Annotated in this window: 27 protein-coding genes and 1 pseudogene; 19 read left to right on the plus strand and 9 right to left on the minus strand. The window is 64.4% G+C overall.

The annotated features are described in order from the left end of the window. The 3 genes from RGQ15_RS18540 to RGQ15_RS18550 form a co-directional block, all read left to right on the plus strand. Window positions 1–876 (plus strand): heme/hemin ABC transporter substrate-binding protein (locus RGQ15_RS18540; protein WP_311162244.1); only part of this gene is annotated, 876 nt, incomplete at its 5' end. Next, the gene (locus tag RGQ15_RS18545; protein ID WP_311162245.1) at window positions 876–1949 is read left to right on the plus strand and encodes a FecCD family ABC transporter permease; all 1074 of its coding nucleotides are present in this window, start codon (window positions 876–878) and stop codon (window positions 1947–1949) included. The genes RGQ15_RS18540 and RGQ15_RS18545, both read left to right, overlap by 1 nt. Next, on the plus strand, window positions 1946–2728 hold the full coding sequence (locus RGQ15_RS18550; protein ID WP_311162246.1) for a heme ABC transporter ATP-binding protein: 783 nt from the start codon (window positions 1946–1948) through the stop codon (window positions 2726–2728). Before RGQ15_RS18545 ends, RGQ15_RS18550 begins: the two co-directional genes overlap by 4 nt. Before the next feature lie 323 nt (window positions 2729–3051). On the opposite strand, the gene RGQ15_RS18555 is transcribed toward RGQ15_RS18550, so the two are convergent. The 4 genes from RGQ15_RS18555 to RGQ15_RS18570 are packed head-to-tail and all read right to left on the minus strand — an operon-like array spanning window position 3052 to window position 6462. Continuing rightward, entirely contained in the window at window positions 3052–3765 is a 714-nt protein-coding gene (locus RGQ15_RS18555; RefSeq protein WP_311162247.1) for a GntR family transcriptional regulator, read from the minus strand. A 5-nt stretch (window positions 3766–3770) separates the two neighbouring features. After that, window positions 3771–4619, minus strand: coding sequence for an ABC transporter permease (locus RGQ15_RS18560; RefSeq protein ID WP_311162248.1), 849 nt, complete (start codon window positions 4617–4619; stop codon window positions 3771–3773). After that, window positions 4616–5428, minus strand: coding sequence for an ABC transporter ATP-binding protein (locus RGQ15_RS18565; protein WP_311162249.1), 813 nt, complete (start codon window positions 5426–5428; stop codon window positions 4616–4618). Before RGQ15_RS18565 ends, RGQ15_RS18560 begins: the two co-directional genes overlap by 4 nt. Next, window positions 5425–6462 carry an ABC transporter substrate-binding protein gene (locus RGQ15_RS18570; RefSeq protein ID WP_311162250.1) on the minus strand — a complete coding sequence of 346 codons (1038 nt, stop codon included), beginning with the start codon at window positions 6460–6462 and terminating at the stop codon, window positions 5425–5427. The genes RGQ15_RS18565 and RGQ15_RS18570 overlap by 4 nt, the downstream gene beginning before the upstream one ends. 177 nt (window positions 6463–6639) lie before the next feature. Here RGQ15_RS18570 and RGQ15_RS18575 point away from each other — a divergent pair, with 177 nt between their 5' ends. From RGQ15_RS18575 to RGQ15_RS18590, 4 genes are read left to right on the plus strand one after another with little or no spacing between them, the layout of a single operon-like run. Beyond that, the gene (locus tag RGQ15_RS18575; RefSeq protein ID WP_311162251.1) at window positions 6640–7341 is read left to right on the plus strand and encodes a fumarylacetoacetate hydrolase family protein; all 702 of its coding nucleotides are present in this window, start codon (window positions 6640–6642) and stop codon (window positions 7339–7341) included. Continuing rightward, on the plus strand, window positions 7338–7955 hold the full coding sequence (locus RGQ15_RS18580; protein ID WP_311162253.1) for an RraA family protein: 618 nt from the start codon (window positions 7338–7340) through the stop codon (window positions 7953–7955). The genes RGQ15_RS18575 and RGQ15_RS18580 overlap by 4 nt, the downstream gene beginning before the upstream one ends. Next, window positions 7952–8821: an NAD(P)-dependent oxidoreductase gene (locus RGQ15_RS18585; RefSeq protein WP_311162254.1), complete on the plus strand. Its 870-nt coding sequence runs from the start codon at window positions 7952–7954 to the stop codon at window positions 8819–8821. The genes RGQ15_RS18580 and RGQ15_RS18585 overlap by 4 nt, the downstream gene beginning before the upstream one ends. Further along, entirely contained in the window at window positions 8821–9639 is an 819-nt protein-coding gene (locus tag RGQ15_RS18590) for a sulfite exporter TauE/SafE family protein (RefSeq protein WP_311162256.1), read from the plus strand. Before RGQ15_RS18585 ends, RGQ15_RS18590 begins: the two co-directional genes overlap by 1 nt. Window positions 9640–9888: 249 nt before the next feature. Here RGQ15_RS18590 and RGQ15_RS18595 read toward each other — a convergent pair whose 3' ends face one another. From RGQ15_RS18595 to RGQ15_RS18605, 3 genes are read right to left on the minus strand one after another with little or no spacing between them, the layout of a single operon-like run. Further along, entirely contained in the window at window positions 9889–10122 is a 234-nt protein-coding gene (locus RGQ15_RS18595) for a hypothetical protein (protein ID WP_311162257.1), read from the minus strand. A 40-nt stretch (window positions 10123–10162) separates the two neighbouring features. Continuing rightward, window positions 10163–10870 carry a GntR family transcriptional regulator gene (locus RGQ15_RS18600; protein ID WP_311162259.1) on the minus strand — a complete coding sequence of 236 codons (708 nt, stop codon included), beginning with the start codon at window positions 10868–10870 and terminating at the stop codon, window positions 10163–10165. Next, window positions 10867–11553 (minus strand): GntR family transcriptional regulator, encoded by a 687-nt coding sequence (locus RGQ15_RS18605; RefSeq protein WP_311162261.1) that lies wholly within the window; start codon window positions 11551–11553, stop codon window positions 10867–10869. Before RGQ15_RS18605 ends, RGQ15_RS18600 begins: the two co-directional genes overlap by 4 nt. Window positions 11554–11751: 198 nt before the next feature. Here RGQ15_RS18605 and dctP point away from each other — a divergent pair, with 198 nt between their 5' ends. The 5 genes from dctP to RGQ15_RS18635 all read left to right on the plus strand — a co-directional run bounded on the left by dctP (window position 11752) and on the right by RGQ15_RS18635 (window position 15765). After that, window positions 11752–12744 carry a TRAP transporter substrate-binding protein DctP gene (gene dctP / locus RGQ15_RS18610; RefSeq protein ID WP_311162262.1) on the plus strand — a complete coding sequence of 331 codons (993 nt, stop codon included), beginning with the start codon at window positions 11752–11754 and terminating at the stop codon, window positions 12742–12744. A 73-nt stretch (window positions 12745–12817) separates the two neighbouring features. Beyond that, on the plus strand, window positions 12818–13324 hold the full coding sequence (locus RGQ15_RS18615) for a TRAP transporter small permease (protein ID WP_311162263.1): 507 nt from the start codon (window positions 12818–12820) through the stop codon (window positions 13322–13324). Then, entirely contained in the window at window positions 13321–14622 is a 1302-nt protein-coding gene (locus RGQ15_RS18620; protein ID WP_311162264.1) for a TRAP transporter large permease, read from the plus strand. The genes RGQ15_RS18615 and RGQ15_RS18620 overlap by 4 nt, the downstream gene beginning before the upstream one ends. A 17-nt stretch (window positions 14623–14639) precedes the next feature. Then, on the plus strand, window positions 14640–15068 hold the full coding sequence (locus RGQ15_RS18625) for a type II 3-dehydroquinate dehydratase (RefSeq protein ID WP_311162265.1): 429 nt from the start codon (window positions 14640–14642) through the stop codon (window positions 15066–15068). A 388-nt stretch (window positions 15069–15456) separates the two neighbouring features. Further along, on the plus strand, window positions 15457–15765 hold the full coding sequence (locus tag RGQ15_RS18635) for a type 2 periplasmic-binding domain-containing protein (protein ID WP_311162267.1): 309 nt from the start codon (window positions 15457–15459) through the stop codon (window positions 15763–15765). A gap of 219 nt (window positions 15766–15984) precedes the next feature. Here RGQ15_RS18635 and RGQ15_RS18640 read toward each other — a convergent pair whose 3' ends face one another. After that, window positions 15985–16737: a helix-turn-helix transcriptional regulator gene (locus RGQ15_RS18640; RefSeq protein ID WP_311162268.1), complete on the minus strand. Its 753-nt coding sequence runs from the start codon at window positions 16735–16737 to the stop codon at window positions 15985–15987. A gap of 187 nt (window positions 16738–16924) precedes the next feature. Here RGQ15_RS18640 and RGQ15_RS18645 point away from each other — a divergent pair, with 187 nt between their 5' ends. Genes RGQ15_RS18645 through RGQ15_RS18670 form a run of 6 tightly spaced genes read left to right on the plus strand, consistent with a single transcriptional unit; the run spans window position 16925 to window position 22879 of the window. After that, on the plus strand, window positions 16925–18133 hold the full coding sequence (locus RGQ15_RS18645) for an amino acid ABC transporter substrate-binding protein (RefSeq protein WP_311162270.1): 1209 nt from the start codon (window positions 16925–16927) through the stop codon (window positions 18131–18133). A 54-nt stretch (window positions 18134–18187) separates the two neighbouring features. Beyond that, on the plus strand, window positions 18188–19063 hold the full coding sequence (locus tag RGQ15_RS18650) for a branched-chain amino acid ABC transporter permease (RefSeq protein ID WP_311162271.1): 876 nt from the start codon (window positions 18188–18190) through the stop codon (window positions 19061–19063). Further along, window positions 19060–19971 (plus strand): branched-chain amino acid ABC transporter permease, encoded by a 912-nt coding sequence (locus tag RGQ15_RS18655; RefSeq protein WP_311162272.1) that lies wholly within the window; start codon window positions 19060–19062, stop codon window positions 19969–19971. The genes RGQ15_RS18650 and RGQ15_RS18655 overlap by 4 nt, the downstream gene beginning before the upstream one ends. Beyond that, window positions 19968–20693, plus strand: a complete 726-nt coding sequence (locus tag RGQ15_RS18660) for an ABC transporter ATP-binding protein (protein ID WP_311162273.1) — start codon at window positions 19968–19970, stop codon at window positions 20691–20693. The genes RGQ15_RS18655 and RGQ15_RS18660 overlap by 4 nt, the downstream gene beginning before the upstream one ends. After that, complete coding sequence (locus RGQ15_RS18665; RefSeq protein WP_311162274.1) at window positions 20686–21441, plus strand: ABC transporter ATP-binding protein; 756 nt, start codon at window positions 20686–20688, stop codon at window positions 21439–21441. The genes RGQ15_RS18660 and RGQ15_RS18665 overlap by 8 nt, the downstream gene beginning before the upstream one ends. Further along, entirely contained in the window at window positions 21428–22879 is a 1452-nt protein-coding gene (locus RGQ15_RS18670) for an aldehyde dehydrogenase (protein ID WP_311162276.1), read from the plus strand. The genes RGQ15_RS18665 and RGQ15_RS18670 overlap by 14 nt, the downstream gene beginning before the upstream one ends. Before the next feature lie 139 nt (window positions 22880–23018). Here RGQ15_RS18670 and RGQ15_RS18675 read toward each other — a convergent pair. Then, window positions 23019–23226, minus strand: a pseudogene (locus RGQ15_RS18675) (IS6 family transposase); the annotation flags it as partial. A gap of 80 nt (window positions 23227–23306) precedes the next feature. On the opposite strand from RGQ15_RS18675, the gene RGQ15_RS18680 reads away from it, so the two are divergent. Continuing rightward, a protein-coding gene (locus tag RGQ15_RS18680) for an IS3 family transposase (RefSeq protein ID WP_311162278.1) occupies window positions 23307–24409 on the plus strand; the annotation gives its coding sequence in 2 pieces (ribosomal slippage) (window positions 23307–23568 and window positions 23568–24409; 1104 coding nt in all). Window positions 24410–24761 lie beyond the last annotated feature (352 nt).

Genomic DNA, 24761 nt, shown 5'->3' on the forward strand with positions numbered 1-24761 from the left:
ATGAAACGGCTGCTGCTTGGGGCGTTGCTTCTGGCCGCGCCCGCCCATGCCGAAAGCTATCCTAAGGCCAGCCGTGTGCTGTCCCTGGGCGGCTCGGTCACGGAAATCATCTATGCGCTTGGCGAGCAAGACCGTCTGGTCGGGCGTGACACGACCTCGAACTGGCCGCCCGAGGCCAATGCTCTGACCGATGTCGGCTATATGCGCGCGCTTGCGCCTGAAGGCGTGCTGTCGGTTTCGCCCGATCTGATCCTTGCCGAGGAAGGCGCGGGTCCGCCCGAAACCGTCGCGGTCCTGAAATCCGCCAATCTGCCCTTTGTCAGCATCCCCGAAAGCTATGATGTCGCGGGGGTTCTGGCCAAGGTCGACGCCGTGGCCGAGGCGCTTGGCGTGGCGGATAAGGGCAAGACCCTGCATGACAAGCTGGCCGCCGATCTGGGCGCGGCCGAAACCCGCGCCAAGGCGGTCGATGGCCCGAAAAAGGTGCTGTTCGTCCTGTCTTTGCAAGGCGGTCGCGTGATGGCGGGCGGCGAGACAACCTCGGCCGATGGCATCATCCGTCTTGCCGGGGCGGAAAACGCGCTTGGCGGCGTTCAGGGCTACAAGCAAGTCACCGACGAGGCCGTCATCAAGGCAGCGCCAGACGTCGTCGTGATGATGCGGCGCGGCAATGCCATGGCCGACGCGACTGCCAATGGCGCTGCGGATGATACGGCGGCCATTCAATCGGCGCTGGCGCTTCCCGCGATTGCCGAAACGCCTGCGGGCCGCAATGGCCGCATTGTCATCATGGACGGGCTGAAACTGTTGGGCTTCGGCCCCCGGACGGGCGAGGCCGCGGTCGAGTTGCATGATCTCGTCTACGGAACTCCGTGATGGACGCGGTTTCCCACCCACCAACGGTTCGGATCAGCGGGGATCGCAGCCATCGCGCGCGACTTACCGGCTGGATTTTGGTGGCGGTTCTGCTGGTGACGACGGTGCTGTCGCTGGGCTGGGGCGCCTCCGGGACCTCGCTTACCCGCGCAGTCTCGGATCTGCTGGCGGGGCGCGAGCTTGCCTTGCAGGACCGGGTCGTGCTGTTCGATATCCGCCTGCCGCGCATGCTGATGGGGATCTGCGTCGGGGCCTCGCTTGCAGTATCGGGCGCGCTGATGCAGGGGCTGTTTCGCAACCCGCTGGCTGATCCGGGCATTGTCGGCGTCAGTTCGGGTGCCTCGCTGGGCGCGATCATGGCCATCGTGCTGGGCGGTGCGCTGCCTGCCTCGATCGGCGCTTGGCTGGGCTGGTCCCTGGTGCCGCTGGCGGCATTCGCGGGCAGTTGGCTGACCACGATGGCGCTTTACCGGATTGCAACGCGGCAGGGGCGGACCTCGGTCGCGACCATGCTGCTTGCCGGGATCGCCCTTGGCGCGATCATGAGCGCGATCGCCGGTCTGGTGATCCTGCGCGCCAATGACAGCCAGCTGCGCGACCTGACCTTTTGGGGACTTGGCTCGCTGGCCGGGGCGAATTGGCCAAAGCTCGCCGTCGCGGTTCCGGTCATGGCGGCAGGCCTGCTGGCCGCGCCGCTGCTGGCGCGCGGGCTGAACGCATTGACCTTGGGCGAGGCTGCTGCGGGCCATGTCGGCATCCGCGTTCAGCGGATCAAGAACCGCGCCATTCTGAGCGTCGCCGCCGCCACCGGGGCGGCTGTCGCAGTCTCGGGCGGGATCGGGTTCGTCGGCATCGTGGTCCCGCATCTTCTGCGGCTTGCCAATGGGCCGGATCATCGCTGGCTGCTGGTGAATTCGGGCCTGCTGGGCGCGATCATGCTGCTTTGGGCGGATATGACCAGCCGCACGCTGATCGCCCCGGCGGAACTGCCCATCGGCATCGTCACCGCGATGATCGGCGGGCCGTTCTTTCTGTGGATTCTGCTGCGCAATAGGGGAGTGCTGGACCTGTGAGCCTGATCGTCGAAGACATCGCGGTCAGCCTTGGCCGCAAACAGATCTTCAGCGGGGTCTCGATCGCCGCGCAGGCGGGGCAGTTCACCGCCATCGTCGGGCCGAATGGCTCGGGCAAGACCACCCTGATGCGCGCGCTGACCGGCGAGTTGCCGCACAAGGGCCGGATCACCTTGGGCGGGCACGACATCGCCGCGCTCGCGCCCGAGGAATTGGCCCGGCGACGCGGCGTGCTGCCCCAGGCGGCCGCGCTGTCCTTTCCCTTTACCGTCGCCGAGGTCGTCCGCATCGGTCTTGAGGCGCGGGGCGAGCGCGCCGATGCCCTGATCCCCGCCGCTTTGGCCGCGGTCGACCTGCCGGGCTTTTCCGGGCGGCTTTACCAGCAGCTTTCGGGCGGAGAGCAGCAGCGCGTGCAATTGGCCCGCGTGCTGGCTCAGGTCTGGCAGCCCGTCGGGCCCAATGGTCCGCGCTGGCTGTTTCTGGATGAACCGGTCATCAGCCTCGACATCGCACATCAGCTGACGGTGATGCGGCTGGCAGCGGATTACGCTCGCCGGGGCGGCGGTGTTCTGGCGGTGATGCATGACCTGAACTTGACGGCGCTCTTCGCGCAGAAGATCATCCTGATGGGCCGAGGCCAAGTCCTTGCGCAGGGCCGACCGGCAGAAGTGATGACCGACGCGATTTTATCCGAGGCCTATGGTTGCGCCCTGCGGGTGAACGAAGTTCCAAAGGACAGCATCTGGATACTGCCGCAAGCCACGTCCCTGGGCGGATAAGAGAAGGCGGTGCCGAAGATCACTACAGCGGTGGCGCAGATCTCTGGGCAATGCCCTTGGCGTGCGATCGATGCCAGCGGCGTCGTGCGGGACATACTTGTTCAACCGCGCCGGAACGCAAAGGCGGAATAGCGCTTTCCGGGAAAGCTGATCGCGCGTTTCGGGGCGCCGCATGTCGTCGTCACGGACAAGATGCGCAGCTACAACACGCCGATTGCCGAACTCGCGCTTGGTGCGGCCCGTCGCGCGCGCAAGGGCCAGAACAACCGTACCGGGGGCACTCCACTGCCCGATCGGACGAAGAGAAAAGATGATGAGGCGGTTCAATCCTCCGCACCAGGCGCAGCGTCGGTGCACCCCGCCGGGCGCAGCGCCGCCAGGGTGGCTTGATAATGCTCGCTCAGCAACCGGCAGGCCAGTTCAGCATCGCGGCTCAGAACGGCGTCAAGAATGGCCTGATGCTCGGCCAGCGCGCCTTCGCGACGGGCCTGGCTGGAATGGGTGTTCATCGAGACGTTCCGGTAGCGTGCCGCCTGATCCATCATCGTCGCGCAAAAGGACAGCAGCCAGCTTGAGCCGCAGTGGTCGATCAGCTGCATGTGGAACTCCTTGTGGCGGATGTCCCATTCCTCGGATATCTCCCGCCCGTCATCGGGCATCAGCCGGCGCGAGGTGCGCGACAAGCGGTGAAAGCTGACGACCAGCGCCTCTTCCCACGCTTCGTCGGAACGGGCGATGGATTCCTGCAATGCGCGGGTTTCCAGCCAGATGCGGGTCTTGACCAGCTCCTCAAGATCGCCCATCTCCAGCGGGGCGACAAAAAAGCCGCGCTGGCTCTTGCGTTCTACCAACCCCTCGGCAGAAAGCCGGTTCAGGGCCTCGCGCACGGGGACAGCGCCGATTTTGTAGCGTTCGGACACCGTCTCGATGCGCAGCTTCATGTCGGGAAGAAGCAGCCCCTGCAGAATGTCGCGGCGGATCAGGTTATAGACCTGTTCCGACAGGCTGCGCATGTCGCTTGGCAACTTCTCTCCCATCGCGTTCAACCAAGGCCACCCGGCCGTTGGTCCTTGTTCCAGAACACGAACCGGCGTTGTGCCCAGACGACGGTGAAATACAGACAAAGTCCCAGCAGGCTCAAGTAGAGGATCAGCGCAAAGACGCGCGGCGTGTCCATCTGGCTGGCGGATTGCCGGATCAATGCCCCGAAGCCCTTGCCGCCGCCCAAAAATTCGCCAGTGATCGCCCCGGCCATGACGCCCACCGCCGCGATTTTCAGGCCGGTGAACATATAGGGCAGGCCGGTCGGCAGTTTCAGCCGCAGCAGCGTCTGCATCCGCGTCGCGCCCATGGATTTGAAAAGCATCCGTTCGTTTTCGGTGGCGGCATAAAGACCGGCAGCGGTGGCGACGACGATGGGAAAGGTCGCGATAAAGGCCGCGAGCGCCACCTTGGAGGCAATGTCGAAGCCCAGCCATGCGATGAAGAGCGGCGCGAAGGCCACCTTGGGCATGGTGTCGATCGCGACCAGATAGGGCATGACCGCGCGTTCGCCGAATTTGGTCTCGCCGACCAGAACGCCCAGCAGGAAACCGATGCTCGCCGCGATCAGGAAGCCGAAGAAGACCGTTTTGGTGGTCGTCCAGAGCGCGCCGAGCATGTAATCGCCGGTGATCAGATTGCGCCCCACGAAGATCAGATCCGCAAGCGTTTCGGCGGGGCTTGGCAGGATGATCGGAGATACCCAACCCCAGCGTGTCACCAGATCCCACAGCGTGACGACAGCGATGAACAGAAGCGACATGGCGAGCCAGCGCGGCATGGCGTCGATCCAGCTGGTTTTCTCGATCCAGACGGTGTCAGGCAGGTCGTCGGAAGCGGTCTCGGTCATTGCTCGGCCTCCTTGCCCAGCAGGTCGCGGATATGGGCCACGATCCGGCCGAATTCCGGGGTATTGATCATGTCCAGCGTGCGCGGCCGGGGCAGGGGGATCACCACCTCCTCGACGATGCGGCCGGGACGCGGCTTCATCACCAGGATGCGGTCGGACAGGATCACCGCCTCGGCCAGGGAATGGGTGACGAGAAAGGCGGTGGCGCGGGTCTCGTGGCAGATCCGCTGCAACTCCATGTTCATGAAATCCCGCGTCAGCTCGTCCAGCGCGCTGAAGGGCTCGTCCAGCAGCAAGACCGCCGGCCGGGTGATCAGCATCCGGCAGATCGAGGCCCGCTGCGCCATGCCGCCGGACAATTCGCCCGGATAGACATGCGCGAAATCGCCCAGACCCACGAGGTCCAGCAGATCCTGTGCCCGCGCGCGGGCGGCGCGGGCGGCGGATTTGCCCTGCCGGATCTCGATCGGCAGGACAATGTTTTCAATCGTGGTCATCCAGGGCAGCAGCGTCGCCTGCTGAAACATCATCCCGATATCGGCGCGGGTGCCGATGACGGGCTTGCCCTCGAGCGTGACGCGACCCGAGGTCGGCGGCATGAGTCCCGACATGATCTTCAGCAGCGTCGATTTCCCGCAGCCCGACGAGCCGATGACCGAGACGAACTCGCCCTCGCGCAGGGTCAGGTTCACATCCGTCAATGCGACCAGGCGATTGCGCGCATAGGTCTTGGACAGGCGCGAGATCTCATAGACCGGTCGGGGAATGGCGGCGCTGTCCGGAAGGATCTGGGACTCGGCCATCGTCATGACGCGTTCCAGCCCTCGACGAATTCATTGCTATAGACCGCCGAGAGGTCATCGAGCGGCTTTTCCAACGCCCCCGAGGCCACGGCGGCGTCATGGATCATCTGCCAATGCTCGGGGGGCTGATAGCCGTAGCCCTTGGCGGCAAAGGCCTCGGTGGGCGTCATCCGGTCGATCGCCGCCGCCAGAAGCGCTGCGGCGAATTTCTTGTCCTCGCCCTCCTGCGGGTTGCCGGTGGCGCAATGGGCCAGGGCCTTGTCATGGTTCGCCGGATCGCTGGCAAAGCGCATTCCCCGCACCAGGGCGCGCCCGAATTTCGGCGCAAGATCCGGGGTCGCGGCCATCTGGCTTTCCAGCATGGCGATGCCATTGCCAAAGAAGCCCAGATATTTCTCGGGCGTGATTTCACGCAGTTCCAGCCCACGCGCACCAAGGATCGCCGCATCCGAGATCGCACCCGCATAGGAGCCGACCTCGTCGCGCAGGAAGGCGACCGCAGCCGTTCCGCCATCGCCAACCGGCAGGAAGGTATAATCCACCCCGTCCTTCATCCCGAGATCCGTCAGGATGGCGCGGGTGAACGACACCTCGGCCCCGTCCGCCGTGCCGACGCCGACGACCGTCCCCTTCAGGTCCGCCGGGCTTTGCACCGCGCTGTCTTTCTTGACCAGAAGGCCAAAGACCGATTTCGGAAACAGATTATAGATGAACTTCACGTCCACGCCGCGCGCCCGCGCGCCAAGGACCGGCCCCGGTCCGGGGGCGCCGATCTGGGCCTGCCCGGCCGACATGGCCTGCAGCACGGCCGAAGAGCCGTCGATGGCCTGCAGGGTGGGCGCAAGCCCTTCTTCGCCGAAATAGCCCTCGCCGAGTGCCACCCAATAGGGCAGCCAGGTCAGGGCCGAGGGGTTTGGTACGGCGAATGTGATTGCCGTCTGCGCCCGCACGATCCCGGGACGCCCAATGGCAAAGGTCGCTGCTGCCGCTGCCGCAAGTCCCCCGAAGGCACGGCGGGAAAGTCTCGTTGCTTCCGTCATCTCGTTTCTCCTCCCATGTCGCGGGTGGCGGGCCTCCTCAGATCCGCATCCCCTTGTCGAGGCTATACCATCTGCGAAGAAAATCAAAAAAATATACGATCCGAAAAAATTTAGGTTGGAATATCTTTATCCAGATGCATGATCGGGCAAGCGGGTCGTTTGCCCCGAGGAGGAGATATGATGGCTTATGCCCTGACACCGCCCCAGCAGGCCTATCTGGACATCGTCGGCAGCGACGAGAAATTTCCGGTCCGGCGGATCTATTGCATCGGCAAGAACTATGTCGCCCATGTCATCGAAATGGGCGGAGAGGTCGAGCGCGACCCGCCGGTGATCTTTCAGAAACCGAATGATTCCGTGGTCCGCAATGGCGGCGAGATCCCCTATCCGGTCTATACCGAGAATTTTCATTATGAGGGCGAATTGGTCGTCGCGCTGAAATCCGGCGGGCATCATATTGCCGTGGCCGAGGCGGCGGGACATGTCTTTGGCTATGCGGTCGGGCTCGACATGACGCGGCGCGACCATCAGGCAAGGGCGCTGGAAAACGGCCTGCCCTGGGAGATCACGAAATCCTTCGATCACTCGGCCCCGATCGGTCCGATCAGCCGGATCGAGGATACCGGCGTCCTGACCGCAGGCCGGATCACGCTTTCCGTCAATGGCGAGACGCGGCAGGATGGCGATATCGGCTGGATGATCTGGAAGATCGACGAGATCATCTCGAAGCTCTCCGAACAGTTCCGGCTGGCGCCCGGCGATGTCATCATGACCGGAACGCCGGCAGGCGTGGGCGCGGTGGTGCCGGGGGACGAGCTGGTCGTGCATGTGGACGGGTTGCAGGATCTGCACCTGCGGATCGGCGGCCCGGCGGCGTGACCCCTTATGCCAGATTAGCGGAACTTGGCGCGGCCACGCTGGGCGAGGCATGGCCCCAGGCGCGCATCGTGACCGCGCCGCCGCGGCCGCTTGCCCCGGACATGGCACTGGCCGGGCCGGCCGTGACGGTTCGGTGCCAGCCGGGCGACAATCTGGTGCTGCACAGGGTCATCGCCCAGGCCGGGCCGGGCGATGTGCTTGTCGTCGATTATGGGGGCAGGACCGACAGCGCCCCTTTTGGCGAGATCATGGCGCTGGCCTGTCAGCTGCGCGGCATCGCCGGTCTGATCATCGACGGCGCGGTGCGCGACAGCAGGGCGATCATCCGTGCGGGTTTTCCGGTCTTTGCCCGCGGCCTGACGATCCGTGGCTCGACCAAACGGCATGTCGGCGCGATCGGCCCGAACCTGCTGCTCGCCGGAACCGAGGTCGCTGCGGGTGATCTGGTGGTGGCCGATGCCGATGGCATGGTCGTGGTCGCGCGGGATCAGATCGACACAGCGCTTGATGCCGCGCAGGCCCGCGCCGCGCGCGAGGAACACATCATGGCGCGGCTGCGGGCCGGGGAAAGCACGCTAGAGATTTTTGGCCTTGGGCCAAAGGAGGACGGATGAGCGAGGTGATCGGCATTGCCGGAGTGGGTCGCATGGGCAGCGCCTTTGCGCAGCGTCTGATCGGAACCGGGCATCAGGTCCGGGTCTGGAACCGCAATCCCGATCGCTGTGCCCCGGCGGTCGCGGCGGGGGCCGAGCAGGTCGATATGGCGGGGCTGGCCGCCTGTCCGGTCATCATTACCTCGCTTGCCGATGATCTGGCCGTGTCTCAGATCACCAAGGCGCTTATCGACGCGGGTCTTGGCGATGGCCTGTTGATCGAGATGTCGACGCTCTTGCCGAGCGAGGCCGCGGCGCTGGCGCAGCAGGTCGGCGCGGCGGGGGTGGAATTTCTGCATGCTCCGGTCGGCGGGACGGTCGAGCCCGCGCTGAAAGGGCAGTTGCTGGGCATGGCGGGCGGAAGCGCCGCGGCTTTCGCGCGCGCCCGGCCGGTTCTGGACCATCTGTGCCGCCGGGTCGAATATCTGGGCACACCCGAGGCAGCGGCACGGATGAAGCTGGCGATCAACCTGCCGCTCGCGATCTATTGGCAGACGCTGGGCGAGGCGCTGGCTTTGCTGCGCGGCGCGGGCATCGCGCCCGAACTCGCGATCAGCATGATCGCGGACAGTTCCGCCGGACCGACCGTGCTGAAGAACCGCCAGCAGGTCGTGGTCGATACATTGGCGGGGCAGGATCTGGCCGGCACCTTCGACCTGGCTGGCCTTGCCAAGGATCTGAACCAAGCCTTGGTTCTGGCGCGGGGCGAAGGCGCGGATATGCCGCTTTCCGATGCGACCGCCCCGCGCTATGCCCGGGCATTGGAGCAGGGGCATGGCGGGCTTGACGGCGCGAGCCTGTCGCGACGTGCGGCGGGCTGGCCGTGATGGATGTCGCGACCCTGATCGAGCTTGTCCTTGCGCTGGCCGTCTCGGGCGCTTTGATCGGTTTTCTCGCGGGACTGTTCGGGATCGGGGGCGGCGCGATTTCCGTGCCGGTGTTTTTCGAGATCTTCCAGCTTCTTGGCTACGCGCCAGAAATTTCGATGCCGCTCGCGGTCGGAACCTCGCTCGCGGTGATCGTGCCCACCTCGATCGCCTCGGCGCGCGGCCATTGGCATCGCGGAACGGTTGACATGGCTTTGCTGCGCATCTGGGCGATCCCGATCCTGATCGGAGTCCTGGCGGGCTCGGTCATTGCCCGATATGCCGACCCTTGGGTCTTTCAGGTCGTTTTCGTCGCCGTCGCGACGGTCATCGCCATCAGGCTGCTGACCGGGGGCCAAGGCTGGCGCCTTGCCGAGACGCTGCCCGGCCGCGCCCTGCTGACGATCTATGGCGCGGTGATCGGCTTTCTTTCGGCGTTGATGGGGATCGGTGGCGGCGCGCTGTCGAATCTTGCCATGACCTTGCACGGCGTGCCGATCCATCGTGCGATCTCGACCTCGGCCGGGGTCGGGGTGCTGATCGCGATTCCCGGCACCCTGGGCTATATGGCCGCGGGATGGGGCAGGGCCGGTCTGCCCCCCGACGCGCTTGGCTTCGTTTCGCCCATCACCTTCGCCCTGACCATTCCCACGGCGCTGCTGACCGCAAGGCTGGGCGTCAGGCTGGCCCACGCCCTGTCGCGGCGGCATCTTGAAATGGCCTTCGGCCTGTTCCTGCTGACAGTATCGGCGCGGTTCCTGCTCGGATTGCTGGGATAGCCCCGGTACGGAACCCGTCCCCGAAGCTGCGACATGTCTTTGGCCGGCTGGACGCCCACATCGGGAAGTGGCCATGACGGTCCCGCCGCCCGCACGCCGCGCTGGGGCCAATGCAATCCGCCGGGCGAGCGGAAGCCCCTGCATCGTTTGTTCGTGCATTCGAAAGCGCACGCGTAACGGTGCTCGACCGCCCGCCACAGCCAGAATGTCTTGCCGACCGTCTTCACCTGCCTCTCGTCCGGATGCCAGCTATCTCAGTGTCGCGGCTGTCTGCGGCGAAAACCATGGGCAATTCGCGGGACGAATTTGGCGATCCAATCGCCGGACGGTCTCGCAGGAAACGTCGAGACCGCGCTGCCGCAGGAACTCTTTCTCCTTGCGCAGGCTGAGATCGAAGCGGGCTTGGAGCCGGACGGCCTGGGCGATGATTTCGGGCGTGAAACGATCGCGCTTGTAGCTGATCGGCGGCTGGGTGATCCGCATCTGCCAGGCCGAAATCGCGCCGACCCCAATGACCGATCCGTTAACGTGACATCTCGGTCCCGTGTCCCGAGTCCCATCCGGGTGCCAGCGACAGGGCCTGCTCGACCCCTGCATTCAGGTGGTGGCGCAGCAGGGCGACGGCGGCTTCGGCGTCGCGGGCCAGCGCAGCGTCCTTCAAGGCCCCGTGTTCCGGGCGCGAGGCCGAGGGGCGGAAGGCCAGCGCGATCATCTGGTAGCGCAGGTACTTGTCGAAGACTTCGGCATGGGTGCGGATCATCAGCCGCGACCCACAAGCCGAGATCAGCGCTTGGTGGAAGCGCCAGTCGCTGAGCCGCCATTCCTCGATCCGGCTTGTATCGCCGGCCTCGAGGCGCTCTTCATGCGCGTCCAGCCGGTGATGCGCGGCGATCACCGCGACCTCCCATTCGAGCGTGCCTGCGGCGAAGCTGCGGCGCAGGGCCTCTTCCTCCAGCAGCAGGCGAAGCCCGGCGATCTCGCGCAGGCCCTCGGCCGAGACCGGGGCGACCTGGAAGCCGCGCTGCCCCTCGGCCAGAACAAAGCCGTCCGCCGCCAGCCGCGACAGCGCCTCGCGCAGCGTGCCAGGCGAGGCAGGGTAGTCGGCGCGCAACTGCTCCAGCCGCAGCCTATGGCCGGGCATCAGCCTGCCCATGATGATATCTTGGCGCAGGCGCTGATAGATACCCGCGCCGACCGTCTCGCGCGCGGGAGGGTTCGCCACCGCGCTCATGCGGCACCTGTCGTTTCGATCAGTCCATGGTTGATCGTGTGCTCGATGCAGGCCCCGATGTGGCGGCGCAGAGTGGCACAGGCGGCGTCGGTGTCGCGGGCGAGGGCCGCCGCCAGCAGGGCGTCATGCTCGCGCTTGGCGGCCTCGCCGCGAAACATCACCAGAAGGATCTGGTAACGCTGGAAGCGGTCGAAAATGCGCTGATGCGTGTCCAGCAACTCGGTCGAGCCGCAGGCGGCGATCAGCGCGAGGTGGAATTCCCTGTCATATCGCTTCCAGGTCGCCGTGATCCCCGGCTCATCGGCCATCATGCGGGCCTCGAGCCGGGACAGCTTGTGATGCGCGGCGACAACGCCCGCTTCCCATTCAAGGTCTCCCGCCGCGAAGCTGGGACCGATAGCGTGGCATTCCAGAAGCGCCCGCATGTCCGAGATCTCGCGCAGGTCCTCTATCGAGATTGGCGCGACCTCGAAGCCCTTCTGGGCCTCGAAGAGGATCAGCCCCTCCGCGGCAAGGCGGCTCATCACCTCGCGCAAGGTCGCCACGCTGACCGCGTAATCGTCGCGCAGCCGCTCGAGCCGCAGCCTCGCGCCCGGTGCGAGCCTGCCGAAGATGATATCCTCGCGCAGGCGCCGATGCGTCGCGTCGCCCGACGAGCCGGGCCCTGGCGGTGCCGCTTCCATGAATGTCCTCCCTCGCGCCATTTCAGCGCAGGTGGTCAGGATGCACAAGATCGACCCGATGTGCCAGATCATCAGAGAAAATATGGTTCATCCGATGATCCGGTGATTCATTGTTGATCGGCAAGCTATCCGATGCCAAGCTTGCCCGTAAGGCGGGGCGCGAGGGGAGTCGCGTGGCCGTCCGACAGGGAGGAAAGAATGACCATCAAAGTGACGCGGCGCCGTTTCGCCGCCCTTGGCGCTGCCGCGATGGCCGCGCCCTTCGTTGCGCGGATGGCCCATGCGGCCGATCCGATCAAGCTGCGTTTCTCGGCCGTCTTTTCCGAGCAGGACATCCGCGCCCAGATGATGAAGAAATTCGTCGAGGGGATCGGCCCGGATTTCGCCTATGAGGGCTTCTATGGCGGCACGCTCTTCAAGCAGGGGACCGAACTGGTCGCCCTTCAGCGCGGCAACCTGGAAATGTCGAACATCGCGCCGCAGGACGTCTCGAACCAGGTTCCGGCCTGGTCGGCGCTGACCTCGGGCTACCTGTTCCGCGACGCCGACCACCTGGGCAAGTTCTTCGCCTCGGATGCGGGGACCGAGATGAAGAAGCTGGCCGAGGATCAGTTGGGCATCAAGATCCTGGGGCCGACCTTCTATGGCACGCGCCAGCTGGGCGTGAACATCGACAAGAAGATCTCGACCCCCGAGGACATGGCCGGAATCAAGCTGCGCATGCCCGGCGGCGAGGCCTGGCAGTTCCTCGGGACGGCGCTTGGCGCGAACCCGACCCCCATGGCCTATGCCGAGGTCTATACCGGCCTTCAGACCGGCGCGATCGACGGCCAGGACAACCCGTTGCCGAATGTCGAGAACATGAAGTTCTACGAGGTCATGAAGCAGATCGTGCTGACCTCGCATCTCGTGGCCTTCGACCTGCTGACCATGTCCGGCAAGGTCTGGGAGGGGCTTTCCGACGAGCAGAAGGCCGCGGTGCAGAAGGCCGCCGACGAGGCCATTGCCTTCTCGACTGCGGCCCATGTCACGCGCGAGGAGGAGCTCGCCAAGTCCTTCGCCGAACGCGGGCTGCAGGTCTACAAGCCCGATGTCGAGGCCTTCCGCGCCCATGTCCAGAAAGCTTACATGGACTCGGCCCTGGCCAAGGACTGGCCCGAAGGCCTGGTCGAGCGCATCTCGGCGCTCTGATCCGGCCATGTGATCCCGGACGGCCCGCGCGTCTCATGCTCTTCGTGCGGGCCTGTTTCATGCGAGGTGTGTGATGTCCCTTTCACGGCTTGCCGGCTGGTTGTCGCGCCGGGCCGAGAACCTGCTGGTGGCGATGCTGCTGGTAATGTTCCTGGTCTTCCTGCTGCAGATCCTGTCGCGCTACCTGCTGAACCTGCCGATCGGCTGGACGCAGGAGGTCAGCGCGATGCTCTGGGTCTGGATGGTCTTGTTCGGCGCGGCCTTCGTCATCCGCGATGACGAGGAAATGCGCTTCGACCTGCTCTATCGCGGCGTCAGCCCGCGGATCCGGCGCGGCATGACGGCGGTCTCGGCGGGCTGCACGGTCCTGGCCTTCGCCGTGGCCCTGCCGGCGATCTGGGATTACGTCACCTTCATGAAGGTCGAAAAATCCGCCTATCTGCGGATACGCTTCGACTGGCTCTACTCCATCTTCGTGGTCTTCGCCGTGGCCATGATCCTGCGCCATGTCTGGATCGGCTTCCGCGCCATTTACGGGCCCGACACCACCGAGACCGGCAAGCCGGGGTCCGCGCAATGATCCTCGCAAGCCCTTTCGCGATCTGCATCCTCGCCATCACCGGCCTTGCGCTGCTTGGCCTTCCGATAGGGCTTGCCATGATGGTCGGCTCGATCGGCTACCTCTGGCTCGCCGGCATGGACATGGGCACCGTGGCCGAGCAATTCCTGAACGGGATGTATTCGAACTACATCATTCTCGCGGTGCCGCTGTTCATCTTCGCGGCCGAGATCATGAATTCCGGCTCGATGACCGAGCGGCTTCTGCGCTTCTGCAACGTGCTGGTCGGGCATTTCCGCGGCGGGCTGGCGCAGATCAACGTCATCCAGAGCCTGATCTTCGCCGGCATGTCGGGCAGCGCCGTGGCCGATGCGGCGGGCTCGGGGCGGATGATGCAGAACATGATGACGCGCGAGAACCGCTACACGCCCTCCTATGCGGCGGCGTTGACGGCGGTGACGGCGGTGGTCGGGCCGATCATCCCGCCCTCGATCCCGATGGTGGTCTATGCGCTCGTCTCGGATGCCTCGATCGGCTACCTCTTCCTTGCGGGCGTGGTGCCGGGGCTGATGATGACTCTGGTTCAGATGGTGCAGGTCGTGCGCGACGCGAGGCGCAACGATTTCCCCGTCGAGCCCCGCGTGCCGCTGCGCGAGGTGCCTCGCATCACGCTGGCGGCGATCCCGACCCTGCTGATGCCGGTGATCCTGCTCGGCTGCATCTATTCGGGCGTGACCACGCCGACCGAGGCCGCCGCCATCGCCGCCGCCTATGCGGTGCTGGTCTCGGTGCTGATTTATCGCAGCATGACCTGGCGCGAGGGCTATGCCGCGTTGAGGACCTCGGCCAAGACCTCGGCCGCGATCGGGATGATGATCGGCGGGGCCATGGTCTTCAACTATGTCGTCACCATCGAGAACATCCCCGAGACCCTGCGCCGGATGATGACCGGCTGGGAGCTGACGGCGGTACAGTTCCTGATCCTCGTGAACGTCATCCTGCTGCTTCTGGGCTGCGTGCTGGAAGGAACGGCGATCCTGCTCATCATTGTCCCGGTCTTCATCCCGACGGCGCAGGCGCTGGGTATCGACATGGTGCATTTCGGGATCGTAGTGATCGTGAATATCATGCTGGGCCTGGTGACACCGCCCTATGGCCTTTTGCTCTTCATCGTCGCCGGCATCTCAAAGGCGCCAATGCGGGACGTCATCCGCGACAGCCTGCCGTTCCTGGGCTGGATGGCAATCTGCCTTGCCATCATCACCTTCTTCCCCGGCCTTGTCCTGTGGCTGCCCCGGCTTGCGGGCTATGGCGGCTGAACCCATGAGCATCTGACATGACCATCTACATCCTGAACGGCCCGAACCTGAACCGCTTGGGCAAGCGCGAGCCCGAGATCTATGGCCACACCACCCTGGCCGAGGTCGAGGCATGGTCCCGCGAGGCGGCCGGCGACCACGCCGTCGAGTTCCGCCAGACAAATGCCGAGCACCAACTGATCGACTGGATCCACGAGGCCATTGATGCTGGGGCGGCAGGCATCATCATCAACCCGGCCGGTCTGACCTTCACCTCGATCCCGGTGATGGATGCGTTGAAGATGTTCCCCGGCCCGGTGATCGAACTGCATATCTCAAACATCCACCGGCGCGAGGCGGTCTATCACGACTCGCTGATGTCGAAAGTCGCAACGGCTGTAATCGCGGGGCTCGGCCCAAAGGGCTATCCCACTGCGGTGCGCGCGATCCGCGATCTGATCGGCTAAGACCTCCTGCAGCGGCCGCCAGGTGTCGCGGGTGGGGATTTCCGAATTGACTCGGGAAGCCTGCAATCAAGGGTAGGGTCTGGCGATCAGGCGTGCATTTCGATCGCATAGCCGAGCCATAGGTCGAACGCATCATCGATGGCATAACGGTATGAGATTGCGGAAAGGCGGCAGCGGCGGGGCAGGTCAATGCGCCTTCTTTCGATGTGCGGGCGGCATTTTCTGGCGTTCTGGGCACCGCCCTCACCCAGACCCACGGGCTGGGTCCTTCGCTTGCCCTGAAAATTTTAGCAGAATGCGGCACGAGCGCTGAGGTGGAAAAACGCGAAGCACTTCACATCATGGCTCTGCCTGACGCGGAGGAAACAAGATATCGGGCGGCAAGCTGATGCAGTACACCCGACGCTCTTCCAGCCGAGCGACAGCTCTCTTGCGCCTGACCGCCACGACAATCGGGCGCAGGTCACAAGCGCAGAACGGCACCGACGCGCCTGCCAGGCCCGGTATCTTCGAGGATTTCAACCTGCTGGGCGCCGCGGCGCTGACCGGCCATGGTGTTGCGCTGTGTTCGCTGGCGTTGATCCACCCCGATCTCGCTGCCCGACATCTGGTCCAGCTCTCGAATACCTTGGCTCTGAACGCGTTCGATTGTTACCTGACCCAATCCAACCTGACCCCTAGATTCGGGAATTCTTGACTGCGCCTTTCCCGCATGGCGTTTCCTGCTCAGCGTCCTGTTTTCTCGGCAGAAGTTCACGCTGGGCACGGATTCAGGCGGTGAAGCTGACGGAGGCGACGCGTGTTATATGCAAGCGATCTTGGCCTTTGCCCGGACGATCTCGATATTGCGCGCCAAGGTGCCACCCCCTCGTTGTTCACCGCAATTATTCCAAGACAATTTCTCACCCCCTCAGTCTTACGGCCAAGCCGCGAATGACGGCGGGCCGCCGTCCTGCGCCATGCGCCATGCGCCAGGTGGTTGGCCAACTCGGCGGTGAAACACCCGGCAGAAGTATGCCGGGTCCTGATAACCCAATCGATAGGCTATATCGGCCACGCGCAGGGGTGTGCCAGTCAGCAGCATCTTGGCTCTGCCGATGAGTTCATCGTGCAGATAATCCTGCGGGCTGCGCCTGGTCTGTCGGCGCATCGCGCTGTTCAACTGAAAGCGCGTCACCGACAGCGCCTCGGCATAGGCATTCACAGTCCAATGTTCGTGCAAATGCTGGCCCGCCAGCAGCTTGAAGCGTTCGGCCAACGGCAATTGCCGCGTCATCTGGGTCGGGTCTGATTGCACCAGGCGCAAGAAATTGACCAGAAGCAGTGTGCAGGCCGCCTCGGCCATCAGGCCTCTGTCAGGCCGGGCCTCGGCCAGTTCGGTGGCGATATCCTCGAAAAGAAGAGCGATGCGCCCTTGTCGTGCGGCGGGCAGGCTGGCGATCAGGGTCATGCGCGTTAGTGGGGCAAAGCGTCCTCCGGCCTCGGCCTGCAGAACGATCCGCGCAAGCTCCGACTGGGTCAGAGACAGACCCACGGAATGCGATCCCGCCTCGATCCGCAGAAGCTTGCGCCGACCCACTGGCAGCCAGGCCATCTGACCCCCGCTCAGCTGACGCGACTGCTCCTGCAGCTGGATACTGCCGCCTTCCAACAGGATCAGCTGGGCCATCGTTCCATCTAGGCCGAATTCGCGGGGCGCGAGGGATGATCTGAGACGCCGGATTTCCATGGCGGGAGTCTAGCGTCACAGATGTGCTGCGAATAGTCACAAACGTGCAATGATACGCTGCCCGCACTGCGCGATGCTGGAGACGGGCCCGTGGCATCCGAACCCACCGGCCGAAGGGGAGGATACCATGATCGGATTTACGCGCCGGGCCGCCATCGGCCTGTTCTGCACGACTGCCGCCGTGACACTGAGCCTTGGGGCCGCGCAGGCGCAGGAGGTCGTGCGCATCGGCTATGTCGCATCGAAAAGCGGCCCCGCCGCCGCCGGGGCCGGGATTACCACCATCCCGAATTACGAGCTGTGGGTCCATGACGTGAACGCGGCGGGCGGGTTGAAACTGCCCGATGGCAGCCAGCACAAGATCGAGCTGATCGCCTATGATGACCGCTCCACCGCCGAAGAGGCGGTGCGCGCGGTCGAACGTCTGGTCAGCCAGGACAAGGTCGATTTCATCCTGCCGCCCTGGGGCACGGGCTTCAACCTGGCCATTGCGCCGCTGATGGACCGGCTGGGCTATCCGCATCTGGCGGTGACCTCGCTGACCGACAAGGCGCCGGAATTCGCCGCGCGCTGGACGAAAAGCTTTTGGATGCTGGGCGGCGGGCATGATTATGCGGGCGGGCTGGCCGATCTGCTGGACAAGGCCGTGGCCGACGGCACGATCAACAACAAGGTCGCGGTCATCTCGGTCTCGGATGGGTTCGGCATCGACCTGATCTCGGCCGCGCGCCCGATCTTCGCCGAGCACAAGCTGGATCTGGTCTATGACAAGGCCTATCCCGTTGGCACCACCGATTTCGCCGCGATCATCGAGGATGTGAAGGCCAGCGGCGCCGACAGCTTCGTGGCCTTTTCCTATCCGCCGGAAACCTTCGCGCTGGCCAAGCAGTCCCAGACCGCTGCCTTCAATCCCAAGGTTTTCTTCACCGGCGTCGGCACGCCCTTCCCCAATTATCCCGGCGTGGTCGAGGGCAAGCAGGAAGGCGTCATGTCCGTGGGCGGGGTCGATGGCACGTCTGACAAGATCACGGCCTATTTCAAGCGCCATGCCGAGGTGATTGGCACGCCCCCCGACAGCTGGGCCTCGGCCATCACCTATGCCAGCCTCGAGATGCTTCAGCAGTCGATCGAACGGGTCGGGCTGGATCGCGAGGCGGTCGCGGGCGAACTGTCCTCGGGCAAATTCGACACGGTGATCGGCGAGGTGAAGCTGCAGGATAACCAGCTGCGCGACCTGTGGCTGGTCGGGCAATGGCAGGGCGACACGTTCAAGGGTGTTTCACCGGCCGATAAGCACGGCGCAACTGCCCCGATCATCCCGAAGCCCAACTGGTAAGACGGCGGCCTTTCGGGCGAGCACCCGCCCGGAAGGCGCTGACGGAGAAAAACCTTGCTGTCCTCGACCCTGATCCTGGGGCTTGTCCTTGGCGGCAGCTATGCGCTGGTCGCCGTCGGGATGACGCTTCAATATGGTATCGCGCGGATCATGAACCTTGCCTATGGCGAATTCATCATCCTCGCGGCCTTCCTGACTTTTCTTCTCTTCACCCATCTGGGCCTCAGCCCGCTGGTCGCGCTGCTGATCGTGCCGCTGATCGGCTTTGGCGCGGGCTATCTGCTGTTTCAGTTGATGATGCGGCCTCTTGTCGCGCGATCGGGCGGGACGGGGCGGCTGGAAGCCGATTCGATCCTTGCCACGTTCGGCCTGCTATTTGTCCTGCAGGGTATCATGCTGGTGATCTGGGGCGGGAATTTCACCTCTTATGCATATCTCGATCAGGGTGTGAACGTGCTGGGCACCACGGTCGCGGCGAACCGGCTTCTGGCTTTCGGGCTTAGCTTCGTGATCGGGGCGGCGCTTTATCTCCTGCTGCAGCGCAGCCGCTGGGGGCTGAGCCTGCGCGCGGTCGCGCTGGCCCCGCAATCGGCGCCGCTGGTCGGGCTGAACGTCAAGCGCATCGCGGCGATCGGCTTTGGACTCGGCACGGCACTTGCGGCCGGTGGGGGCGTGATGGTGTCGATGTTCCAAACGTTTTCGGCCAATGACGGCGTCATCTTCACCATGAAGGCGCTGGTTGTCGTAATCATGGGCGGTGTCGGCAATGTCATGGGGGCGCTGATCGCGGGAGTTCTTCTGGGCCTCGTCGAGACATTCGTGGCCCGCTACATCGACCCGGGCCTGACGCTGGCTGCGACCTATCTTCTGTTCCTCGGGGTTCTCTTGTGGCGGCCCGAGGGGCTGTTCGGAAAGGCGGTGGGACGATGATGCAGCTACTGCCCTTCTACGCCGTTCTGATCCTCGCCGGTATCTCGACCTCCTGGATTGGCGATTACGGGGTCGGCCTTCTACTGGGCATGGCCAGCGCTGCCACCCTGGCCAGCGCCTGGGCGCTGTTCTCCGGCCCGACCCGCTATATCTCGCTGGCGACCGTCGCCTTTTACGGCATCTGTGCCTATGTCGTCGCGGTCTTTGCCGAAACCCAAAGCTGGCCCGTGATCCTGTTGATCGCCGCCGCCTTCGGGGCAGGGGTCGCGCTGGTCGTCGGGTTGTCGACCCTGCGGCTGGCCGGGATCTATTTTGTCATCTTCTCCTTCGGCCTCGCCGAGCTGATCCGGCAGCTGATCACCTGGTTCGAGGTCAATGTGACCGGCACGCTGGGTCGCTATATATTCACCGATTTCCAGCCGAAGCACCTGCTGTGGCAATTGCTGGCCCTGCTTGCCGTGACCCTGACGATCAGCGTCCGGATCAGCCGCTCGCGTCTCGGGCTGGCGCTGAAGGTCATCGGCGATGATGAAACCGTCGCTGCCCATGCCGGGATCAACCTCGCGCGAACCAAGCTGCTGCTTTTCGTTATCTCGGCCGTGCTGATCACCCTCGCGGGCGCGATCCAGTCGCCGCGTTGGGTCTATATTGAGCCCTCGATCGTCTTCAATCCGACCGTCTCCTTCACCGCCGTCATCATGGCGCTGCTGGGCGGGGCGAACCGAATCTGGGGGCCAATCCTTGGCGCGGTGCCGCTGTATCTGGGCTTCGAGTTCCTCTCGACCCATTTCCCCGATCATTTCTCGATCCTGCTGGGGCTACTTTTCATCCTCGTGGTCTTTGCCCTGCCGAATGGGGTTCTGGCCGCCATCGAAAAACTCGGTCGCCGGAAAGGGGGTGTCGCATGAGCCTCGTGCATGTTCAGGGCGTCACCAAGCGCTTCGGCGGGCTGTCGGCGGTGTCGGATCTGGGTTTCGCGCTCGAAAAGGGTGAAATTACCGCGCTGCTCGGGCCGAATGGTTCGGGCAAGACGACGATGATCAACATGATCTCGGGGGCGCTGGTCCCGACCGAGGGGCAGATCATCTTCAAGGGCAACCAGATCGGGGGGCTGTCGGCGGACCGGATCGCGCGGGCGGGAATCGCCCGGACCTTCCAGCTGGTCCGTATCCTGCCCTCGCTGAGCCTGATGGAAAACGTCATGGTTCCCGCTGCCTTCGGGCCGCGCCGGCTATGGGGGAAACCCGCGCGCGACCATGCCGAGACCTGTCTGGATCGCGTCGGCCTTGCCGGGAAACTTAACCTTTCGGCCGCCGATCTGACCTATATCGACCAGAAGCGGCTGGAACTGGCCCGCGCGCTGGCGGCCGAGCCGGATCTGCTGCTGCTGGACGAATGGCTGGCCGGGCTAAATCCGGCCGAACTGGGGCAGGGGATCGATCTGATCCGCCGCCTTGCGAGGAGTGGCATCACCATTCTGATAGTCGAACATATCATGGAGGCCGTGCGCGCCCTCTGCCCGCGCACCATCGTCATGGCAGCGGGACGCAAATTGGCCGATGGCGCAACCGTCGAGGTGCTGGCCCGGCCCGAGGTCATCACCGCCTATCTGGGAAGCGCCCATGCTTGAGATCCGCGATCTGACCATCCGCTATGGTCGCCATCTGGCCGTGGACGGGCTGAGCCTGCAGGTGGCGCCGGGCGAGACCGTGGCGCTTCTGGGCGCGAACGGGGCCGGGAAATCCTCGACCCTGAACGCCATTGCGGGGCGGGTCCGGCCCGCAGCGGGACAGATCAGCCTGTCCGGGGGAGACCTTCTGTCCCTGCCGCCGCATCACGTCGTCGATCTGGGCGTCGCGCTGGTGCCCGAGGGGCGCGGCGTCTTCGGCCCCCTGAGCGTCGAGGAAAACTTGCGGCTGGGTGCAAACCCGCTGCGCGCCCGCGCCCGAGAGGCGGCAACCCGGGACGAGATCTTCAGCCTGTTCCCGCGACTGGCAGAAAGACGGCGGCAGGCCGTCAACACCATGTCCGGCGGCGAACAACAGATGGTCGCCATCGCCCGCGCCTTGATGTCCGCCCCGGATTACCTGTTGTTAGATGAGCCCAGCCTGGGCCTTGCCCCCGTGGTGACCGAGGAACTTTTCGCGGCGCTTGCACAGATCAAGGCGCGGGGTCTGGCGATCCTGCTGATCGAGCAGAACGTCCGACTGAGCCTTGCCCTTGCCAGCCGCGCCTATCTTCTGACCAGCGGACGGATGGCCGGGGCGGGCGACAGCGCCGCCATAGCCGCAGATCCGAAACTGACCGAAATCTTTCTGGGCCGCAGGCCCGACACCGACATGACCGACAGGAAAGGCGTCTCACATGCACAAGGCTGATCTCTACATTGACGGGGCCTATTCATCGGCATCCAGCGCCAAGACATTCGAGCGCGTGAACCCGGTCACGGGCAAGCTTGCGACTACCGCCGCCGCTGCCACCAAGGACGATGCGGCGCGGGCGGCCGATGCGGCGGCGCGGGCCTTCGCGGGCTGGTCGCAGACATCCGCCGCCGAACGTCGCCGCCTGCTCTTCGCGGCCGGTCAGGCGCTTCTGGCGCGCGCCGATGATTTCGTCGCCGCCATGGCCGAGGAAATCGGCTCGACCGAGGCCTGGGCGCGTTTCAACGTCAAGCTGGCCTCGGACATGCTGATCGAGGCGGGGGCGCTGACCACCCAGATCAAGGGTGAGGTCATCCCCTCGAACCGTCCCGGCACCACGGCCCTGGCCCTGCGTGTGCCGGTCGGCGTGGTCTTTTCCATGGCGCCGTGGAACGCGCCGGTGATCCTTGGCGTGCGGTCCCTGGCGACGCCGCTTGCCTGCGGCAATACCGTGGTGATGAAGACATCCGAGCTTTGCCCGCGCACCCATGGCTTGATCGTCGAGACGATCGCTTCGGCCGGTTTCCCGCAAGGGGTTCTAAACGCGATCTCGAACGCGCCCGAAGATGCATCGGCCATCGTCGAGGAACTGATCGCCCATCCGGCTGTTCGGCGGGTGAATTTCACCGGCTCGACCCGCGTCGGGCGGATCATCGCGGAAAAGGCCGCAAAGCACATCAAGCCCGCGCTGCTGGAACTGGGCGGCAAGGCCCCCTTCATCGTGCTGGAGGATGCCGACATCGAGGCCGCCGTCGCGGCAGCGGCCTTTGGCGCTTACATGAATCAGGGCCAGATCTGCATGTCCACGGAACGGATCATCACCGTAGGCGAGGTGGCGGATAAATTCACCGAAGCCTTTGCCACGAAGGTCGCCTCGCTGAAGGCGGGCGATCCGCGCGAGGGGGCGACGCCCTTGGGGTCCGTCGTTAGCACGGATGCCGCGAACCGCATCCGCGAATTAGTGCAGGACGCGACCAGCAAGGGCGCGAGACTGATCGCGGGCGGCGGCGGCTCGGGCACGCTGATCGACGCCGTGGCGCTGGATCATGTCACTCCGGCGATGCGGCTTTACAGCGAGGAAAGCTTTGGTCCCGTGGCCGTCATCATCCGCGCGGGCAGCGTGGACGAGGCGGTTTCTGTCGCCAATGATAGCGAGATGGGCTTGTCGGCGGCGGTCTTCGGACGCGACCAGGCTATGGCCATGACCGTGGCAGCGCGGATCGAAAGCGGGATCTGCCACATCAATGGACCGACCGTCCATGACGAGGCCCAGATGCCCTTCGGCGGAGTCAAGGAGTCGGGCTATGGCCGTTTTGGTGGACAGGCGGGAATCAACGAGTTCACGGAGCTTCGCTGGGTTACCCAGCAGAACGGCCCATTGCACTACCCAATCTGAAGCGAGGCAGTGTGAATCTGTCAGCTGCCTTGTAAGAAACCCTGCTGACGTGACAACACCAGATGGCCCCTATCCCCATCCGGCGGGGGGCATCGCCAACTTGTTTTGAGGCTTGCGAATTCGGCCTGAGCTGGGTCTTTCAGGCGGTCATTTCAAGGGTGTATCCGGCCCACAGGTCATGGGCATCGGATCTGGCATGGCGATAGGAAGTGGCTGAGAGGCGATAGCGGCGGGGCCGGAAGATCGTGTTGATCTGGTCATGCGCGGCGAGGAACCTCTGTGCCAGCCTTGGTGACTTGAACTTGCCCAAGCTTCTCGCGGTTCCGGGTCGTTCGGCGGGGCCCTTTGCTCTGCCCCCTGAAAACTGGACCGTTTGAAACTGGAGTTTTCGGCTAACCTTCCCTGGCTGGGAGAGGAGCTGAGAACGATGAAGGCATCGAAGTTTACGGAGGCGCAGAAGGCGTTCATCCTGAAGCAGGGCGAAGAAGGGACGGCCGTTGCGGAGATCTGCCGCAAGGCGGGGATCAGCCAGGCGACCTACTTTAACTGGAAGAAGCGGTATGGCGGCTTGTTGCCCGACGAGATGCGGCGGTTGAAGGCGCTCGAAGACGAGAATGTGCGGCTGAAGAAGATCGTGGCCGACCTGACCTTGGACCGCGAGATGCTGCAGGATGTCATTCGCCGAAAGCTCTGAGGCCTGCCCGGACGCGCAAGCTTGTCGACGGGATGTTGGTCGATTGGGGTGTGTCGATCCGGCGGGCCTGCCGGGCGCTGCGGTTCGACACCTCGAGCTACCATTACAAATCCCGTCGCACCGGACAGGCCGGCCTTGAATTGCGGATCCGCGAGATCTGCGAGACGCGTGTGCGCTATGGCTACCGGCGCATTCATGTGCTGCTGCGGCGGGAAGGCTGGCAGGTGAACATCAAGAAGACGCGCAGGATTTACAATGAGTTGGGCCTGCAATTGCGCAACAAGCACCCTAAGCGCCGGGTGAAGGCCAAGCTGCGCGAGGACCGCCAGGAGGCCGCCGGGCCGAACGAGGTCTGGGCGATGGACTTCGTTCAGGACCAGCTTGCTTTGGGAAAGAAGCTGCGAATCTTGACCATCGTGGACATCCATTCGCGCTACTGCCCGGCGGCAGATCCCCGGTTCGCCTACCGGGGCGAGGATGTGGTCCAGACCTTGGAACGGGTCTGTCGGCAGACTGGCTATCCGCAGACGATCAGGGTCGACAACGGCAGCGAGTTCATTTCCCGCGACCTGGATCTCTGGGCCTATGCCAACGATGTCACCCTCGACTTTTCCCGACCGGGGAAACCCACGGACAACGGCTTCATCGAAGCGTTCAACAGCAAGCTTCGGGCGGAGTGTTTGAACGCCCACTGGTTCATGGATCTTGCGGATGCTCGCGAAAAGTTGGAGGCTTGGCGCAGAGATTACAACGAAGTCCGGCCTCACAGCGCGATCGGATACAACGTGCCGATCAACCTGCACATTCCCGGTGGCGCAACCAGCCCGCCCCCGTGATCGGAGCCGCGAAACTCCAGCCCGCGGCGGTCCAAACCCGGGGAGCAGAGCACCAACCTGCAGACTCTCGTTATGAATGAGGGACCAGCAGGGGGCAGGTCACCTGATGTAGCAGGCAGCATCCACGACTACTGGCGACGAATTTGAGAAGGAAGCGACTCTTCTCTCGCGAGCAAATGACTACCTCTTGGGACAGGGTAGGCTCTTCCTCAGCGCGTCACTGATAGCAGATCGCTTCCCTTTCGCGACACCTCACCGGGGATGTTTCGTAGGCCTAGTTGAGGCCTCAAACCGGATGTTGAGGGCCTTCGTCACGCTTAGAAGGGGAGAAAGCGCGGGATTCCCGGTCGGG

It is taken from the genome of Paracoccus sp. MBLB3053 (assembly GCF_031822435.1).
GTDB lineage: Bacteria > Pseudomonadota > Alphaproteobacteria > Rhodobacterales > Rhodobacteraceae > Paracoccus > Paracoccus aurantius.